Here is a 17,483-nt window from a genome sequence, read left to right as displayed (position 1 = left end):
AAGTCACGTAACCCAAACTGCTTAATTGCGAAACCAAAGGGCTAATTATTTAAGCCTAATGACACCAATTGATTGCAGTTACATCAGCAGTCCTAATGAAAATACCAGTCACGATTGGCGCGCTGCTGATGACGCTCCTGCTCGCCGGATGCAGCTCTCCAGCGCTCACCATCGCCAACATCGCCCTGGAGGCGAGCGGCCTGAAGAAGCCGGAGTTGCCCGAGTCGCAGAAGCCGCCGCGCAAGGTGTCGATGTCGATCGCGGCGGGCAAGAACCTCAACGCCGACAGCCGCAACCGCCCGCTCGCCGTGGTGGTGCGCATCTACAAGCTGAAGGAAACGACGGGCTTCTACCAGTCGTCGTTCGATGCCTTCGTCACACCCGGACGCGACAAGACGCAACTGGGCGACGACCTCGTCGAGAGCCGTGAGATCACGCTCATTCCCGACCAGCAATACACATGGACCGAAACCGTGCCGCGCACCGCCAACGCGGTGGGCGTGGTGGTGCTGTTCCATTCGCCCGACGCCCAGCGCTGGCGCTTCGCCTTCAACGCCGCGGACGCGGAAAAGACCGGCATCGTGATGGGCGCGCATGCCTGCGCGCTGACGGTGACGCAGGGCGCGGTGGTCGGCCAGCAAAACGCGCAGGGCGGCGCCGCGACCGGCAACGCGCTCAACCTGCTGGGCCCGGTGACCTGCCGGCCCTCGCCGGCTTGATCCGCCCGACGTGCTTGTCCACCAGCAAACTACGATGCGATACTGCCGAAAAATTGAGGGAGCTGATCCGCCGTGAGCTATGCCGCCAAGGTCCTCTGGGGAGAGGGCTTGTTTCTACGCCCCCAGCATTTCCAACGCCAGGACGCGTACCACGAGGCACGCCTGCGCGCCACGGCGCAGACGCTGCATCCGTACTTCTGGGGCGTGCGCTCCATCAGCTTCGACCTCGACGCGCTCGCGAGCGGCATGCTCCGCGCCTCGCAGTTGTCGCTGGTCTTCCCTGACGGCGAACCCTACTCGGCGCCGCAAGCCGACGCGCTGCCCCCGCCGATCTCGCTCGATACGCTCAACCCGGGCCAGAACGAGATCACCTTCTATCTGGTGCTGCATCCGGTGAAGGAACTGGGCAAGAACTACACCGACCCCAATGAAGAAGGCTTTGCCGCACGCTACACCAGCGACGCCACGCAATCGCTCGATCTCTTCACGAACGCAGTGAGCGCCGAGGTGGTGTTCCTGCGCAAGAGCGTGAAGCTCCTGGCCGACACCGAGCCGCGCGAGCAGTTCGTGTCGATCCCGGTGATCCGCATCCGCCGCACCGCCGCGGGCGGCTTCGAAATCGACCGCAGCTTCGTGCCGCCGTGCACCTCCATCGATGCCTCGGCCACGATCTTCCAGCAGCTGCGGCGGCTCCTGGACGTGTTGCAGGCCAAGGTCAATTCGCTCTACGGCATTCACCGCGAGCCGAGCAAGAACATCATCGAGTTCCGCTCGGGCGACATCGCCTCGTTCTGGCTGCTGCACACGGCCAACTCGGCATTCGCGTCGCTCTCGCACCTGTTCCATCACCCGTCGCTGCATCCGGAGCGTCTGTTCCAGGAACTGCTGAGCCTGGCCGGCGCGCTGATGACTTTCGCGAAGACCTATTCGCTCAACGACCTGCCGGTGTACGACCACGAGAAGCCGGGTCCCGCCTTCGCCGAGCTCGACCGCATCGTGCGCGACCTGCTCGACACGGTGATCTCGACGCGCTACTTCGCGATCGCGCTCACCGAGACCCGCAACGCCTTCTACCTCGGGCGCCTGGACTCCGGAAAGATCGACGAGAAGACCGTGTTCTACATGTCGGTCACTGCCAGCATGCCGGCCGCCGAATTGGCCGAGGCCGTGCCGCAGCGCTTCAAGATCGGCGCGCCGGAAGACGTCGACAAGCTGGTGCTCTCGGCCATGCCGGGCGTGCGCATCGTCTATGCGCCGCAGGTGCCGCCGGCCATTCCGATTCGCGCGGGTGCCTGTTATTTCTCCATCGACAGCAAGAGCCAGTTGTACGACCGCATGCTGCAGGCGCAGAGCGTCACCATCTACGCGCCGGCCGGCATTCCCGACATGCAGCTCGAACTGATTGCCGTGACCGGCTGATCTTCTGATCGCAATGAACACCACCATCAACAAGGCCCCTTCCCTGCTCGGCGCCGACGCACCCGCCGCGTCGTTCACGCCCGCGGGCGCCGCCCCCGACGCGGGCGCAAGCCTGCTCGACCTGCTGTACGACGGCTTCGTGATGCTGTTCCTCTTGAAGAAGAAGCAGCAGCCCGCGACCACCGAGCAGTTCCTCACCGGCATCCGCAACTACCTGGGCGAGTTCGAGCGCAACGCGCGCAAGCTCGATGCGACGGCCGAGCAGATCCACGCGGCCAAGTACGCCTTCTGCGCGACCATCGACGAGTTCGTGCTCTCGGCGCCCGAGTTCGCGATCCGCTCCGAGTGGGAGCGCCGGCCGCTGCAGCTCACGCTGTTCGGCGACCAACTGGCCGGCGAGAACTTCTTCCAGATGCTCGAGGTCGAGCGGGCGCACGGCGCCGCGCGCATCCAGACGCTCGAGGTGTTCTATATGTGCCTCTTGCTGGGCTTCCAGGGCAAGTACGCCATCGACGGCACCGAGAAGCTGGCCTATCTCACCGCGCGCGTGGGCGACGAGATCGCCAATGCCCGCGGCAAGCGCACGCCCTTCGCGCCGCACTGGCCGTTGCCCGACCTGATTTCGCATTCGCTCAAGCGCGAAGCGCCGCAGTGGGTGGTGGCCGCGCTGTTCGCACTCATCGGGCTGCTCGGCTTCATCGGCCTGTCGGCCCACATCGGCAGCACGACGCAGGGCACGCTCGCGAGCTACCAGGACATCGTGAAGCTCGGCCCGCGCCAGGCCAACCTGACCATCTCGCTGCCATGACGACGCGGCTCGACCTGCCGGCCCTGCTGGCCCCGATTTCGGAAGCCTCGCCCTGCGGCGAGGACATGCTGTTCTCGCGGCAATTCGACGCCATTCAAGAGGCGCGCAAGCACGACGACCCATCGCTCGAGCAGGGCGAGTGGGTCATCGAACTGAAGGAAGCCAACTGGCCCTTCGTGATCTCCGAGTGCGAGAAGCTGCTGCGCGAATCCACCAAGGACCTGCGCCTGGGCGTGTGGCTTACCGATGCGCTGGCCAGCCAGCGCGGCTTCGAGGGCCTGGCCGATGGCTACCGCCTGCTCACCGGCCTGTGCCAGCAGTACTGGGACCAGCTGCATCCGCTGCCCGAGGGTAGCGACATCGAGATGCGCGTCGGCAACGTCACGTGGCTGATCGGGCGCTCGGTCGAGTTGCTGCAGCGCGCGCCCATCGTGAGCGATGCCAACACCGGCTACAGCGCACTGGTCTGGGAGACCGCGCTCGCGCTCGACCAGAGCATCCGCCGCACGCCCGCGCAGGCCGACGAGCTGCAGCGCAACAAGGTGACGGTCGAGCAGTTCGATCGCATCCGCCGCGCGACGCCCGCGAAGTTCCTGCAGAAGACGCACCGCGACGTGCAGGCCTGCGAGCAGGCGCTGGCCGAGTTCGAGGCCGTGTTCGACGAACGCACCGCCTCCAACGGCCCCAGCTTCCGCGCCGCCAAGGATGCGGCTGCGGCCATCCGCCAGACGGTAGAGCGCTTCGCGCGCGAAGCCGGCGTGCCGATGGACAGCGGCGCGCCGGCAGCGCCCGCAGTAGCGCCTGTTGCAGGCACTCCCGCTCCCTCGCGCATCGAGCCGGTGTTCGATGCGGTGGTGCCGCATCACGCGCCGGCAGCAGCACCTGCCGCGCTGCCGCCCGGCATCCACAGCCGCTCACAGGCCATTGCCCAGCTCAAGGAAGTGGCTGCGTATTTCGAGAAGACCGAGCCATCGAGCCCCGCCGCCTACATGGCGAACAAGGCCGCGCGCTGGGCCGACATGCCACTGCACGCGTGGCTGCGCAACGTGATCAAGAACGAGCAGGAACTGGCCCAGCTGGTGGACCTGCTCGACCTGCCCAAGAGCGACGACGAGTCGCGCTGAGCGGCAACCCGCGAACGCGGGTCGCCGGGCGCTCGATCGTCAGGTACGCCCGACCCGGAATTCGATGCGCCGGTTGCGCGAGCGGCCTTCGTCGGTCGCGTTGTTCGCCACCGGCTGATCCGGCCCCACGCCCGAAGTCGTGAGCGTCATCGGATCGATCCCCTTGCCCACGAGATAACCCTTCACCGCTTCGGCACGCGACTGGCTCAGCGCCAGGTTCGACGCCCGGCTGCCGGCGTTGTCGGTGTGGCCGATGACCGCCACCGACTTGTTGGTGAGCTTCTGCAGGATCGGCGCCATTTCATCGAGGATGTCTCGGCCCTTGCGCGTGAGCGTGGCGCTGCCCAGCTCGAACTCGATGGTGCGGTTGGCCAGCGCCTGATCGACAGTGATCTGCTCCGACACCGGCACGCGCAGGCTGTTCTTGATGGTGTAGGTCGGGTTGAGCGAATTGGCCATGTCGCCCACGATCTTCTGGCGCAGCGCCTCGTTGCCGACCTCGCCGCTCAGCGCCATCTGTGTGCCTTCGATCTGGAACTGCCCGCGGTGGATGTCCTTGAGCGCGGGCGTGATCAGCCGCTGCACATTGGCCGACCAGTTGGCCGGCATGCTCACGGTGTTCACCACCTCGATCTTGTCGAGGACGCCGCTCGGCCCGTAGATGCGGCGCAGCGCCTCGATGACGGCGACGCGCGTGGCCTCGTCGGGCACCTGCCCGCCAGCCACGACCTGCTCGCCCTTGGCGCCGGCTGCGGGCGTGGTTTCGACCCGGGCGCCGGGAGCGGCCGCCGTCTGGGCCTGCACGGCACCGACGAATGCAAGGCCCAGGGCCAACGACAGAACGCGCAAATAACTTTTCATGACCGTGTCATTCCCCGATGAAGACTTCGCGAAAAGCCGCAAGCACGATGTCCAGCGGCAGCTGCGGCTGGTCGAGGTAGCTCACCAGCTTGAACATCGCGTAGTTGCTGTGGATGGTGTCCTCGACCCACTCCGGGTTGTCGATGTCGATGTTGTGCTCGGTGTAGACCTGCGGATGCAGCACGCTCTGCAGGCTGCGCGGCGAGAGGCCGTTGAAGCCGATCACGAGGCGCGAGCGGCCGTCGATTTCGGTGGCCATCAGCACCAGTTCGAAATCGGCCTTGGCAAGAAACTGCGACACCAGTTCGAGCCAGAACGTGGCAATCAGCGAGCGGTCGACCGGGTCGCGCGGCAGCGGCAGCGTGAGCCCTTTTTCCAGGTGCGACACCGCGCTGGCCATCACCGGCTGCAGCAGCAGGCCGAGGGCCAGAATCGCGCGACGCAGCGACACCTTGTGGCCATCGAAGTTGAGCATCTGCTCGATGTGCAGCAAGCTCGTGTCGCGCGTGAAGGCCGCGTAGGTGGCGCGCGAGGCCGACTTCTTGAAGCCCGTCTCGATGGCCGGATCGAGCGCCTCGAAGCGCTTCAGTTCGCTGTCGAGGTCGGTGCCTTCGGCCAGCGCGTTGACCTGCACCGCCATGCGATCCCAGTAAGGGCCGACGAGCATCGGCGCACCGCGCATGAAGTCGAGCGCCTCGTCGACCTCCACCGAGGTGGCCGCGAGGAACGGATAGCGCCTCGACGACTCGTCGCGGCTTGCCTTCAGGTGACCCGCAATGGCCACGCGGCTGCGCGAACCGAGGCAGACGAAATGGATCGGCGCCGCGTTGTCGTAGATGATCTTCCAGCGCGGATCTTCCGACAGCATCTCCATGGTCTGCGACAGCCAGTTGTCGAACACCTTGATGAGCTGCGGGTTGTAGAGCCCCTTCACGAAGTCGCCACGGCCGGGCAACTTGCCGAAGTAGCACAGCTGTTGTGCCTGCAGCGCGCTCATTTGCCGACTCCCTGTGCCGATGTCGCCGGTGCCCCCGGTGCCGTTGCCGCAGGCGTTGCGCGCGATTGCACGGGCACGCCGATCTCCGCCACCGACGAAGGCAGCACGGTGCCACGCAGCCCCTTGCCTTGCGGCGAATCGCCCCCCGTGCCGCCCGACTGCGTGTTCTGGATCACGCGCAGCTTGACGGTCACGCTCGCGTTGTCGCGCGCCCAGGTGAGTTCGAAGCTGCCGTCCGGCAACTTCGTGCGCTGGGCCGTGCTGAGCAGCCGCTCCAGCCCGAAATTGCCCGGCTCGTTGATGAGTTCGACGGTGCGCCCGTCGAAGGTGACGGCGGTGATCCGCGCGCCCGGCGTGCCCTGCGCGTTCGGCCACACGAAGTTGGACCACTGCGGCGGGGTGTTGCGATAGCGCAGCTGCTGGCCGTCGATTTCGACCATGTATTCCGTCAGGCCCGAGACGGGCTGCGGCAGGATCTGGAACAGCGTCTGCGGCTGCGCGGCACCGGCGCCTCCGCCGGCCGCGGCGCCCGACAGCGGCGCCACCCATTGCGAGAAGCCGTTGACGAAATCGGGGCTCAGCGTGAGGCCCTGGTCGCCCCAGGCGCGCGGCGAGAGCAGGTCGCCGCGGCGGATGACCAGCGAGCCCAGCGTCGTCGTCACGAACTTGCCGATGGCGCCTTCAGGTCCGAAGAACTGCGCGATCTCCGCAGGCGAAGCCTCGATCTTCGCGCCCGCCGCGAACGGGTACTTGGTCGCGAGCGATTGCTGGAACGGCTGGTGCACCTGCGCGCTCCAGATCTTGTTGACCTCCACCGCCGTCGGCTGGATCGTCACCGCGTAGGCCTGCAGCAGCGGCCGCACCAACAAAGGCCGGAGGGCCTGGCGCTGCGAGGCGTCCATGCCCGTGAGCATCTGCTCGTCGACGTACTTGAGCGCGTCGGCCAGCTCGGAGCCGTTGCCCTCCAGCGTCTGCTGCATGAGCTGGCGCGCGCCTGGTCCGGGGTCGCCCTGGTTCTTGATCTGGTTGAAGCGCCCCCGAAGCTTCGACAGCGTGCCGAGGTAGCCGCGCAGGAGCGAGGTGTTGTCGCGCTCGACCACCAGGCGCGCCACGCCCGCGAACTCCCGGCCGATCGGGCCCATCGGAATCTCGGTGCGATTGCCGCTCGCATCGATGTTCACATTGACCTGCGACGGCGTGGCGCGGCTGAAGAGGTTCTTGAACCAGTTCAGCGCCCCCGTGCGCGCCTGCTGCAGGCCGGCATTGACCAGCGACGGGTTGTCCCACGAGGTCTGGTCGTAGACGGTGTCGAAGACCTTGCGGATCGGCGAGTTCTGCGGATCGCCCAGCAGGTTCATCGCCACCACGGCCTGCTCGAAGCTGCCCATGTCCTTGACCGCGATGCCCTGCAGGAAGCGCTGCCACTCCTTGGCGTACTCCAGCTTGTACATGGTGGCGAGCGTCTTGCGGATCTGCTCGGGACTGCCTTCGAGCGTCAGGTCGTCGTTGCCCGCAACGTTGAGCACCCAGTCCTTGCTCGATGTTTCCTTGTTGGCGGCATCGCGGATCGCATCGTCCACATACTGCTGCCAGGCCTCGCGCGTGAACGCGCCCGAGATGGCGACGCTGCCGGCGATGGTGCCTTCGCTCTCGGCGCCGGCCGTCGCGCCCAGAATGCGTGCCACCGTCATCGGAGCGAAGCGTGTGGAGGCACGCGCCTTGATCTCGGCATAGACCCGTTCGCGCGCCGGCATGCCGCGCACCACGCGGCGCAGGTTGTCGCGCGTCTGCTCGACCAGTGCGAGGTTGGTGTCGGCCAGCGCGGGCCAGTTGTCGTCGCCCACGCGGCGCAGGTAGAAGGTGATCATGCGTTCGGCGTCGCGGATGACTGCGGCGCGTGGCATGTCGCCTCGATTGCTTTCGAGCCAGCCGCGCCAGAAGCGCGAGATCTGGTCCGTGAGGTGCGCGGTCTCCACCTGACGCTTGTCGGACAGCATGAGGTACGTCTTGAGCGCGTTGTAGGCGTCCTGCACATCCGCCGGCGACGAGCCCGCATACAAGCCGCCGCTCTCTGCAGCGGGCGGCGTTGCCGGCGTGGCGGCCGACACAGCGACCGGCGCGGCAGGGTTGCCCGCAGCATCGGCACGCCGGAGCCGTTCCGGATGCGCGTTGACCTCGCGAAGGAACGCCTGCAGGTTGTCGGACACCGGCGCCAGCATCAGCTGCTTGACGCCGCCGTAGTACTCGGCAACGAGCTTGTCTTCGAGCTGGTTGCCCTGGTAGAGGCCGAGCGACAGCGAAAGCGGCCGGTCGTTGCGGAATTTCTCGAGTTGCTCGATGCGGTCCTGCAGGATGCCGAGCGCCTCGAAGCGCGTGCGCAGCCCGTTGTCGCTGGCCTGCAGCTTGACCACCTTGTCGAGGTCGGCCTGCACGTTCTCCACCAGTTGCCGGTTGCCGAGGTAAGACCAGGTCCATCCGCCAAGCAGCAGCCCCAGCACGGCGACGAAGGCGAAGAAGCTCACGTAGCGCACGCGGGCCTTCACCGGGCTGGAGAACTGCCGCACCGTCTTCTTGTCGGCAAAGATCACCTTGGAGAACAGGTCGCGCAGGAAGAATCCGTTCTGCGAATAGATTTCCTTGGACTTGCTGGCCGCGTTGTTCAGCGTGAGCCCGAAACGCTTGGCGATGCGCTCGGTCGACAGGCTGCGCATCGTGCCCTCTTGCAATGCGCTGGTGAAGTAGAAGCCGCGGAACACCGGCTTGTGCTGGAACGGATTGCTCTCGAACAGCGTGGCCAGGAAGGCGCGCAGCGCAGGCTTGATGGCCGCGAATTCGAGCGGAAAGATCAGGAGCTCGGGCGACGGATCGCTGCCGCGGTGGCTCGCGAAATGCGAGACGCTGATTTCCTTCAGGCCCAGGTAAAGCTCGTCGAAGCGCTTGTCGAACAGGGCCACGGCATCCTGCTTCTCGTCGCCGTCGTAGGGCAGCGATGCGCCCCACACGCGGTCGCGCTCCATCTTGTCGCTGTCGCCGAAGAACTCCGCAAAGCCGGTGATCAGGTCGGCCTTGGTGAACATCACGTAGACCGGCGCGAACACTTCGAGCCGCTCGGTCAGCTCCTGCATGCGCTGGCGCAGGTTCTTGGCGAGCTGGATCGCGAAGTCGGGACGGCTGCCGATCAGCTCGGGAATGCTCGCCGTGATGATGATCCCGTTGATCGGCGCCTTCGGCCGGTACTTCTTGAGCAGGTCCAGAAAGCCGAACCACTCCTTGCGGTCTTCCTGGTGAATCGAATAGCGACCCGCGGTATCGAGCACGATGCCTTCGGTGGTGAAGAACCAGTCGCAGTTGCGCGTGCCGCCGATGCCCTGGATCACCGCGTTGCCCTTGTCGGCGAACGGGAACTGCAGGCCCGAATTCAGGATGGCGCTGCTCTTGCCCGCCGCCGGGTTGCCGATGACCATGTACCAGGGCAGCTCGTACAGCGCCTCGCTGCCCGACATCTGCCCGATCTTGGACGTCTTGATGGTCTTGACCGCCTCGACCATGCGCCCGCGCAGTTCGTCGATCTCGGCCTTGCGCTCGGGATCGCTGTCGCGCACGGCGGCATCGGCCTGGTCTTCGAGCATGTCGCCGAGCTTGCGGTTGGCCGAGCGGGTGCGCATGCGCCGGATGAACCACACGAGCAGCCACAGAAGCAGCAGCACGGCGAAGATGCCGACCGCCCAGATCGCGCCGATCTCGAGCGTCTGCGCGCCGATCAGGAGGAACGCGCCGAGCGCGATGGCGCCGATCACCGAGAGGGTGCGCGGATCGGCCAGGAAACTGAAGAATCGCCGCATAGATGTTTCTGGAATCGGTCCGGTTTAGGTGGCTTGTCGTACGGAGTTCGGAGGAGTCGGCGGGCTCGCTGGGCCGGCCAGCATCGCTGTCCGGGCGCGCGCGTCCTGCACCGAAAGCGCGAGCACGTGCCGTGAATCTCGCACGGCGAGGTGACACGCGAGTGCCACGGCGGTCATGTCGGCCGCGGCCCCGAGATGGCCCAGGCTCGCGCAAACGGAAAGGTTGTTTTCGAAGGGCACATGTGGCAGTCGCTCCTGCACGAGCTTGGCGACTTCGGTGACGCGGCTGGTGCGGTGATCGGCATCGCTCACGACCCAGTCGACGGTGTCGGGCTGCACGGCCGAAGCGGAGAGCAGGCGCTGGGCGAAGAGATCGAGCAGGCTCGCGTCGGGCATGCGCGCGGTGTCGGCCGACTCGTCGCGCTGGCCGCTTGCGCTGCGCGAGAGCACCACGCCCTCGGGTTGCGCGAACAGTGCATCGCCGGCGCGCGCCAGCAGCAGGCCAGCGGCTGCTTCGCCGGGTACGCGGCCGTTGCGGCGCGCAGCCGAATGAAGCAAGCCTTCGGCCTCCCAGCGGGCGATGCACTCGTTGGAAATTGCGGAGTCGGCGGCCAACGCGATCCACAGCGCGGGCCGCTGTTCACGATGAAGCGCGAGGTTGATGCGGTCGAGCAACGCCATCGCGGAGACGCCGGCCTCGCTCTTGAAGCAGTCGACGATCCAGTGCTGAGACGGGTCTGCTTCGCGCGCGAGTTGCTGCACCCATTGCGTGGCGACCGCGCATTCGCCTTCGCTCCATGCGCCCGGCAACAGCAACGAGATGCACAAGTGCGGCGCGGCGGCCGGCCCGGGGATGACTTCGCCGCTCGACACGAAACGCCCGGGCGCTCGCACGGACAGGGCATCGCCGGCATTCAGGATCGCGTCGGTGGCAGAAGCCAGCAGCTCCTGCAGCACGTCGGACATCAAGTGGATGGCGCGCAGCCGATCGTCGGTCAGCGCGTCTGCATCGAAGGCTTCCGGTGCGGGCCGCAAGGTCTCGCGCAGGTGTTCGCGGAGTTCGTTCACGTCGAGGCCGGCGACGCAGCCCGCGAGCATGGGAAAGCCTTCGCCGTCGCGCAGCTCAGGCACCAACTCGGGCGCCTGCGCCTGGCCGACCGCGGTGGCTACCGCGTCGGCATCGTTGCCGCGCGGCGTGTGAAGACTGAATGCGAGCACCGCCATCTGAAGGCGCTCCTGCTGTTGCGCATCGGCCGTTGCCCCCGTCGATGCGGCGGCACCCGTTGCAGCGGACGCACCGCGCGCCGCCGAAGGCAACGCAACGGCGGGCGGCGGGCTCGCGAAGATCCGCCGCAGCACAAGATAGAACACCACCAGCGCCAGCGGCAGCACGACGAGATAGAGCGCGATGTCGCTCGTGCTCGGCATGCGCGCTGTGTAGTTCCAGTAGACGACCACGATCACCCACACCGTGATGAACACGGCGGAGAACATGAGGGTGGGCTTGACCAAGCGCGCCAACATCAAGGACTCGTCGATGCCTTTGTCACCCGGCGACGCACGCGGACGCGATGCCGCATGCCGTGCCTGCAGCCAACGAAGCGGCCTTTGTCATTCGGACGCGGAAGCGATCTGGCTGGAGAGCAACGTGCAGCCGCAGCGGGCCTTGTCGCCATGCCGCGCAACGTACCGGCCGTCGAGCATGACGTAGCGGCTGCCGGTCACGATGGGGTTGATGCCGTGGCCGGGCCGCGGACACGACACGAGGTCGCCGATGCGGGCCACGCGGCGCTCGTCGATGCTCGTGTTCTCGGATGCGGTGATCACGATGCCGCCGTGGTCGGTCTTGTCGTGCAGGACGATCCACGGACGATCGTTGTCCGCGGTGGGTTGATCCTCTTCCATTCGAACTCCCCCTTGCTTGCCTCGTTGGTTTGTCGATGCGACCGATGCCGTGCCGGCATTCAGTCGCGTGGCAATTTGAAACCGGGCTTGCGGTACTCCACGTGACCGTAGTCCTTGATTGAAGACCAACGGCCACCCCACACAAGCCCTACGGACTCGGCCACCTCGCCATAAAGACGGTAGCCCTCCATGGCCCACGGGTCTCTTTCCGAGATCACCAGCTTGCCATTGCGATAGAACGCATTGTCTGCCGCAAGTCCATATTGATGATAGCTTTGATTCGCCTTGGCGAGCGTCACCGTGTTGCCCAACGCAGCGAGTTTGGCCTGCCGTTCGGGACTGCGATAACCCTCGAGCAACGCGAGGTCGTAGCCGTGCTTCTCTTTCATGATCTTGTAGACCAAGAGCAGGCGATTGCGGAAGTCCGCATCGAGCACAGCCCAGTCGCGGCTGCCTTCCTTGGTAAGCGGACGGACCTGTTCGACCTCTGCTGTCGCGAAGATTTCAGGGGGAAGCGCAGGCGGCGGCACGAGCTGCTCGCCCTTGAGAAGCGCCTCGATCTTCGGATCGCTCGTCGCCGCCCAGTCATCGAAAAACAGCACGCGTCCGGTTCCGAAGGCCACGCTCAACAACACCGGGATGACGAGCAAGCCCATGCCCGACAACAACAGATAACGATGACGTACGGCGAAAGTACGCACACCTAATCCGCCATCGCGGACCAACTGAAAACTTGCTTCGGACACCAAGCCGAATCGATGGCCCAACTTGATAAAAAAGACTGCAGTTGCAGTCGTCAAAGTGATCGTGGCTCGCAACACACGCTCACGAAAAGAAGGGAACAAGAAGATGGCAAGCGCAGCCACCATCAAGGCAAAATAACAAAAGAGAGCGAAGAAGATCAACGGTGTTCGAAGAGTGCAATTCATTGTATGAGTCGCACAACACTTCGAACCGTTCGCCGCAACAACTGCATCCAAGTTGCAACGTTGCGTCGGTCACACCATAAGCCGCGGGGAGAAAAAACATGCCTGCTTTCGGGACCACCCATCCATGATGGGCGCGCCAGACGACAACAAGGGACGGCCGAGCCTGCTCGGTTCCAGCACTTCCGCTGCAGACGCATCGTCTGCGACAGCACCCAACGCGGAATCCACGCGCGTGCTCGCGCAACTCGGCGGCCGCGAGAGCGGTGCGAAGTCTTTCTTCAAGCGACCGAGCGTGTGGGCTTCACTCGCACTATTGATCGGCGTTGCGGGTGCCACGACCTACCAACTGCAATCGAAACGCACCGATGCATCGGTGAACGTCGCAACCGCTGCGTCGGTGAAACCCGCACCGGCAGCCGAGGCTTCACCCGTTGCGCGTCCAGCGCCCGAAACACCCGCTCCCGCCAGTGCAACGACACCCGCTGCAGCGCCCGAACCGGCAACCGCACGCATCGTCGAGGGCGAAACGTCCTCACCTTCTCAGCAACAACAGCAATCCACGCCGTTCGCTGCGATCGGCGCGCAGCCCATGGTCGTTCCGCCTTCGGGCAAATCGGCGCGGGCCGCGGCGACATCAAATCCGCCGCGCGCAGAGAAGACGACGATGGCTGCTGCAGCCGCAAAGAAGCCGACGCAAGTCGCTTCGTCGAAGCAGCCTGCGCGCGCAGCCAACGGCAAGCCAGTCAAGACGGCAGCCAATACATCGAAGACGCCGAAGCGCGCCAACAACAACGCCGCACAGACGGCATCGCGTCCCAGCAAGCCCGATCCCGACACCGACCTGCTGACCGCCCTCCTCAGGCGCAGCAAGGCACCGGACCCCGCACCGCAACCATCGGCGCTGGCCGAGGTCGCGGCGGATTGCAAGTCCGGCCAGCGATGCAAACCATGAGCCCCCGTGCCGACGCGAACCACGACGATGCCATCCGCTGACCGCAGCGCGCTCTGGGCCGAGCTCAGCCAGACCAACCGGCTCTACCGTCTCGATACCCCAGGCGCTTCATCGACAACCAACGCCAGCATCGACGCCCTGCGCGTCGAAGGCTGGGTGCAGCGCGAGGCCGTGTCGCAGCCGTTCGAGATGCGCATAGTCTGCCTGAGCCTGCGCGCCGATCTCGCGCTCTCTTCGATGATCGACCAGCCTCTCACGCTGGTCACCGTGCTGGCCAACGGCGCGACCGGTAAGCGCACCGGCCTCATCCGCGCGGTGGAGTCGCTCGGCTCCGACGGCGGCCTCGCGCGCTACCGCCTCACGCTCGTGCCATGGATCTGGCTGGCCACGCAACAAGGGCGCAGCCAGGTGTTCCAGCAACGCTCGGTGGCCGACATCATCGAGCGCGTGCTCGCGCCGTATGCCGACGCGGGCAGCTGGGCTTTCTCTTCCGAGGTGAGTGGCTTCCTGGTCGATGCGCCCATTCGCACCTACTGCACGCAGTACCGCGAGAGCGACTTCGATTTCTTCTCGCGCCTGCTCACCGAAGAAGGCCTGGCCTGGCGCATCGAAGAAGACGAGAAGGCGCCCCTGGGGCACAAGCTCGTGATCTTCTCGGCGAACGACGCGCAGCCCGCGGACCCGGGCTCGCCCATCCGCTTTCATCGCAAGAGTTCGCAGGAGCGCAGCGACGCCGTGCAGGCGCTGGTGCGCCGCATGCGGCAGTCGGTGGCGCAGGTGCATCTGAGCGCGTGGAACGTCGACGGCAAGCGCCAGTTGGCGGGCAGCGCCGCCGCGCGATTCGCGGTCGGCGGCAAGAACGCGCCGCGCATCGAGTACGACGACGTGCTCGGCCTGAACGACCGCAGCCGCGGCTGGGACAGCAACCGCACGCTCGAGCGCTATGCCGGGTTGATGATGGAAGCGGCCGAATGCCGCGCCGACGTGATGCTCGGCCACAGCACCGTGCGCACGCTGCGCGCGGGCACGCGCATCGAGGTCGACGATGCACCAGCGCTTGGATTGCAGGCGAAGCCCGCGCTGCTGCTGGACACCGTCGAGCATGTGGGCATCAACAATCTGCCGAAGGACACCGCGGCATCGATTGCTGCGCAGTTGGGCGATCTGTCGGAGCACCTTGTGTTCGACAGGCCTTGTGCATCCGCCACTGCCGAAGACGATGTGTTCGGGCTGCTGCCAACGGCCACGCGCAATGCGCGCGACGAAGCGAACGATGTCCGCCCGCAGGCGAAGAGCCTTGCCGCAGCGAAGACGCTTGGCTATGCCAACAGCTTCTCGGCGGTGCATGTGGATCGCCCCTGGCGGCCCGTGCTCGCGGCCGCCGACGGCGCGCGGCTCCATGCGAAGCCCACGGCCAGCGGTGTGCACAGCGCGATCGTCGTCGGCCCCTCGGGCGAGACGTCGCCGAACGGCGCGGACGAGCTGTATTGCAACGATCGCGGCGACGTGCGCGTGCGATTCCATTGGCAGACCACCGATTCGGCCGGCGGCGATGTACAGAACAACGGCGGCGGTGATGCGAAAGACAACCGCAGCACGCGATGGATTCGCGTGGCGCAGCGTCAGGCCGGTCCCGGCATGGGCTGGCAATGGCTGCCGCGCATCGGACAGGAAGTGCTGGTGAAGTTCGTCGACCTCGATGTCGACCAGCCGGTGATCGTCGGTGCGCTGTACAACGGGCGTGGCGATGGCGGCATCGAGCCTACGCCTGGTGGTGCATCACGCAATCAGGAAGGCTCAGCAAGCCAGGGCCAGCAGAGCGACGTCTTTGCGCAGGCCCGAAATGGATCGCCGAGCGCGCAGGCCAACCTCGCTGCGGGCCACGCGCCGGCTTGGCACGGCTCGAGCGCCGATGACAAGGGGCATCGCAACGCTGCTGCACTGAGTGGTTTCAAGACGAAGGAGTTCGGTGGTGAGGGGTTCAGCCAACTGGTGTTCGACGATTCGAATCAGCAGTTGCGTGTGCAGTTGCATGCGAGCACGGCGCACAGCCAGCTGAACCTGGGGCATCTGATTCATCAGGCGGACAACTTCCGCGGCAGCTTCCGCGGACAGGGGCTCGAGCTGCGTACCGATGGCTATGCCGCCTTGCGCGGCGGAAAGGGCGTGCTGCTGAGCACGTACCACGGGGCCGGTGGGAAGCAGCTTGAGCCTGTTGGGGACTTTGCCGCAGGCATGGCGTTGCTAAAGCAAGTGCAGCAGTTGGGGCAGGCGCTGAGCGAAGCGGCGATGAAGCACGAGACCGTGCAGCTCGCCGGGCATATCGGTTCTGATAAGGCCAACGTTTCGCTGCTCGACAAGGAGCGCGCGCCGTACGCGGCGATGGAGCATGCGGCGAGCGGGATGGTGACTGGCGATGCGCTGGAGACGGCTTATTCGGATGCGTCGGAAAAGTCCATAGCTACCGGCGATGGCAAGGTGCCGCACACGACCGATGCGGTTGTTGCGCTGGCCGCGCGTGGCGGCTTGGCGATGGTCGCGGGGCAGCAACTGCAGATCGTGGCGGGTGAGACTGCCACGTTGGCCAGCGGTGGGGATATCAACTTGGCGCTGGCAGATGTGCTGAGGGTGCATAGCGGGCAGGCTATTGGTCTGCTGGCTGGGGCGCAGAAGGCGGATGCCGAAGCGGGCTTGTCGATCATTGCGGGCAGCGACGATCTGGACTTTCAGGCGCAGCACGATGAATTGCGGCTGCAAGCCAAGGATGCGTTGAAGATCGCGAGTACCGACAAGACGGTGGAGTTTGCGGCGAAGAAGAAGATTCGCATTGCGACTGCGCAAGGGGCATCGATCACGCTGCAGAACGGGGATATCACGTTTGAATGCCCGGGGAAGATCACTTACCACGCGGTGCAGCGGAAGCTGGCGGGGCCGGTCCAACAGAGCTATCCACTTCCACAGTTCCCGAGCAGCGTGTGCGTGCCGTGTCTATTGAAAGCGTTGAAGTCAGGCAGTGCCTTGGCAGCGGTCCGCGTATGAGCGAGGGGGCATTTGCGCAGAATCCAACTGATATAGCGGCCTTCGACGCTGATATAGGTGCCCTGTTCAGAGACGGCCCGGATCTGATGCATTGGTCCATCCTCATCGACGATGCGTTCGATTATGACAGGCGTCGATTTCCGTCAATAACCGGACAAATCAACCTCTACCAGACCCCTTCCTTGGAAGGCCTTGCTTCAGCCGCTCCTCGTCTGATACCGCTGCAGGTCAGCGACTCTGGACATGCCCTGCTGCGGCGCGCGCTTCAGCACTGCAGTGGTCGTCCCATGTTAAGCGTCGTTGGAAGCCGGTCGCCCATGCACGAAGTGAAAACTCATTGGGAATCTGTGCATTGGATTTCAACGGAAGACGGGCAAAAGCTATTGCTCCGTTTCGCTGATACGCGCGTCCTGTCGATTTTGCCACGCGTACTGCGACCAGACCAGTGGACTGTTCTGGTCGAACCGTTGCAGCGATGGGTCTACGTGGATCGAAGCGGACGTCTAACTCTGTGCGGCGCGGCGCCAATTATCGAAAAAGTAGAGCAAACGATCTCGCTCACGAATGACCAAGTCGACGCGTTTTTGGCGGCGGCTCAGCCCGATGCGATGCTGGATTACGTGCTCGAATATCTGTCCGATGCAATACCCGAAGGTACCGAACCGCTGCAGTGCTACCACTGGGCTCTGGAGATCTGCCGACTTGCGGATGTCCACGGCATCGAGGCGTGGTCCGACCGGATTGCGCTTTTCTGCGCTCAGGCGTTGACACGCGGAGAACTGCACAGCAACCCAACACTTGAAGGCCTGCTGGCGGCGCAAGATTGGCCCAAGGGAAAGCTAGGTCAAGCGCTCGTTGTCAATGGACTGATTTGAAGAATGATAAGAA

Annotated in this window: 13 protein-coding genes; 7 read left to right on the top strand and 6 right to left on the bottom strand. The window is 65.2% G+C overall.

What is annotated here, in order from left to right; translation table 11 throughout:
• Positions 1 to 95 precede the first annotated feature (95 nt).
• The 4 genes from tssJ to tssA all read left to right on the top strand — a co-directional run bounded on the left by tssJ (position 96) and on the right by tssA (position 4,070).
• Positions 96 to 719: a type VI secretion system lipoprotein TssJ gene (gene tssJ / locus QF040_RS27430; protein WP_013543892.1), complete on the top strand. Its 624-nt coding sequence runs from the start codon at positions 96 to 98 to the stop codon at positions 717 to 719.
• Positions 720 to 791: 72 nt separating this feature from the next.
• Positions 792 to 2,138 carry a type VI secretion system baseplate subunit TssK gene (gene tssK, locus QF040_RS27425; RefSeq protein WP_013543893.1) on the top strand — a complete coding sequence of 449 codons (1,347 nt, stop codon included), beginning with the start codon at positions 792 to 794 and terminating at the stop codon, positions 2,136 to 2,138.
• 25 nt (positions 2,139 to 2,163) lie between these two features.
• A complete protein-coding gene (gene icmH, locus QF040_RS27420; RefSeq protein ID WP_041944055.1) occupies positions 2,164 to 2,946 on the top strand; it encodes a type IVB secretion system protein IcmH/DotU in 783 nt (260 codons plus the stop codon).
• Positions 2,943 to 4,070, top strand: a complete 1,128-nt coding sequence (gene tssA, locus QF040_RS27415; RefSeq protein WP_429613612.1) for a type VI secretion system protein TssA — start codon at positions 2,943 to 2,945, stop codon at positions 4,068 to 4,070. The genes icmH and tssA overlap by 4 nt, the downstream gene beginning before the upstream one ends.
• 39 nt (positions 4,071 to 4,109) lie before the next feature.
• Here tssA and QF040_RS27410 read toward each other — a convergent pair whose 3' ends face one another.
• The 6 genes from QF040_RS27410 to QF040_RS27385 form a co-directional block, all read right to left on the bottom strand.
• The gene (locus QF040_RS27410; RefSeq protein WP_429613611.1) at positions 4,110 to 4,931 is read right to left on the bottom strand and encodes an OmpA family protein; all 822 of its coding nucleotides are present in this window, start codon (positions 4,929 to 4,931) and stop codon (positions 4,110 to 4,112) included.
• 7 nt (positions 4,932 to 4,938) lie between these two features.
• Positions 4,939 to 5,928: a type VI secretion system-associated protein TagF gene (tagF, locus tag QF040_RS27405; RefSeq protein ID WP_429613610.1), complete on the bottom strand. Its 990-nt coding sequence runs from the start codon at positions 5,926 to 5,928 to the stop codon at positions 4,939 to 4,941.
• The gene (gene tssM / locus QF040_RS27400; protein WP_429613609.1) at positions 5,925 to 9,770 is read right to left on the bottom strand and encodes a type VI secretion system membrane subunit TssM; all 3,846 of its coding nucleotides are present in this window, start codon (positions 9,768 to 9,770) and stop codon (positions 5,925 to 5,927) included. Before tssM ends, tagF begins: the two co-directional genes overlap by 4 nt.
• A 24-nt stretch (positions 9,771 to 9,794) precedes the next feature.
• Complete coding sequence (locus QF040_RS27395) at positions 9,795 to 11,264, bottom strand: hypothetical protein (protein WP_429613608.1); 1,470 nt, start codon at positions 11,262 to 11,264, stop codon at positions 9,795 to 9,797.
• A gap of 117 nt (positions 11,265 to 11,381) precedes the next feature.
• Complete coding sequence (locus tag QF040_RS27390; RefSeq protein WP_013543900.1) at positions 11,382 to 11,675, bottom strand: PAAR domain-containing protein; 294 nt, start codon at positions 11,673 to 11,675, stop codon at positions 11,382 to 11,384.
• A 59-nt stretch (positions 11,676 to 11,734) separates the two neighbouring features.
• Positions 11,735 to 12,580, bottom strand: a complete 846-nt coding sequence (locus QF040_RS27385; protein WP_429613607.1) for a M15 family metallopeptidase — start codon at positions 12,578 to 12,580, stop codon at positions 11,735 to 11,737.
• 148 nt (positions 12,581 to 12,728) lie between these two features.
• Between QF040_RS27385 and QF040_RS27380 the strand changes: the two genes are divergently transcribed.
• Genes QF040_RS27380 through QF040_RS27370 form a run of 3 tightly spaced genes read left to right on the top strand, consistent with a single transcriptional unit; the run spans position 12,729 to position 17,470 of the window.
• Positions 12,729 to 13,556: a hypothetical protein gene (locus tag QF040_RS27380; RefSeq protein WP_429613606.1), complete on the top strand. Its 828-nt coding sequence runs from the start codon at positions 12,729 to 12,731 to the stop codon at positions 13,554 to 13,556.
• A gap of 27 nt (positions 13,557 to 13,583) precedes the next feature.
• Positions 13,584 to 16,595 (top strand): type VI secretion system Vgr family protein, encoded by a 3,012-nt coding sequence (locus tag QF040_RS27375; protein ID WP_429613605.1) that lies wholly within the window; start codon positions 13,584 to 13,586, stop codon positions 16,593 to 16,595.
• Positions 16,592 to 17,470, top strand: a complete 879-nt coding sequence (locus QF040_RS27370; protein WP_429613604.1) for a DUF4123 domain-containing protein — start codon at positions 16,592 to 16,594, stop codon at positions 17,468 to 17,470. The genes QF040_RS27375 and QF040_RS27370 overlap by 4 nt, the downstream gene beginning before the upstream one ends.
• The last annotated feature ends 13 nt before the right edge of the window (positions 17,471 to 17,483 follow it).

Origin of the sequence: Variovorax sp. W2I14 (genome assembly GCF_050435205.1) — a bacterium.
GTDB classification, from domain to species: domain Bacteria; phylum Pseudomonadota; class Gammaproteobacteria; order Burkholderiales; family Burkholderiaceae_C; genus Variovorax; species Variovorax paradoxus_C.
The sequence above is the reverse complement of the archived record's forward strand: the minus strand, read 5'-3'. Positions and strand labels throughout refer to the sequence as shown.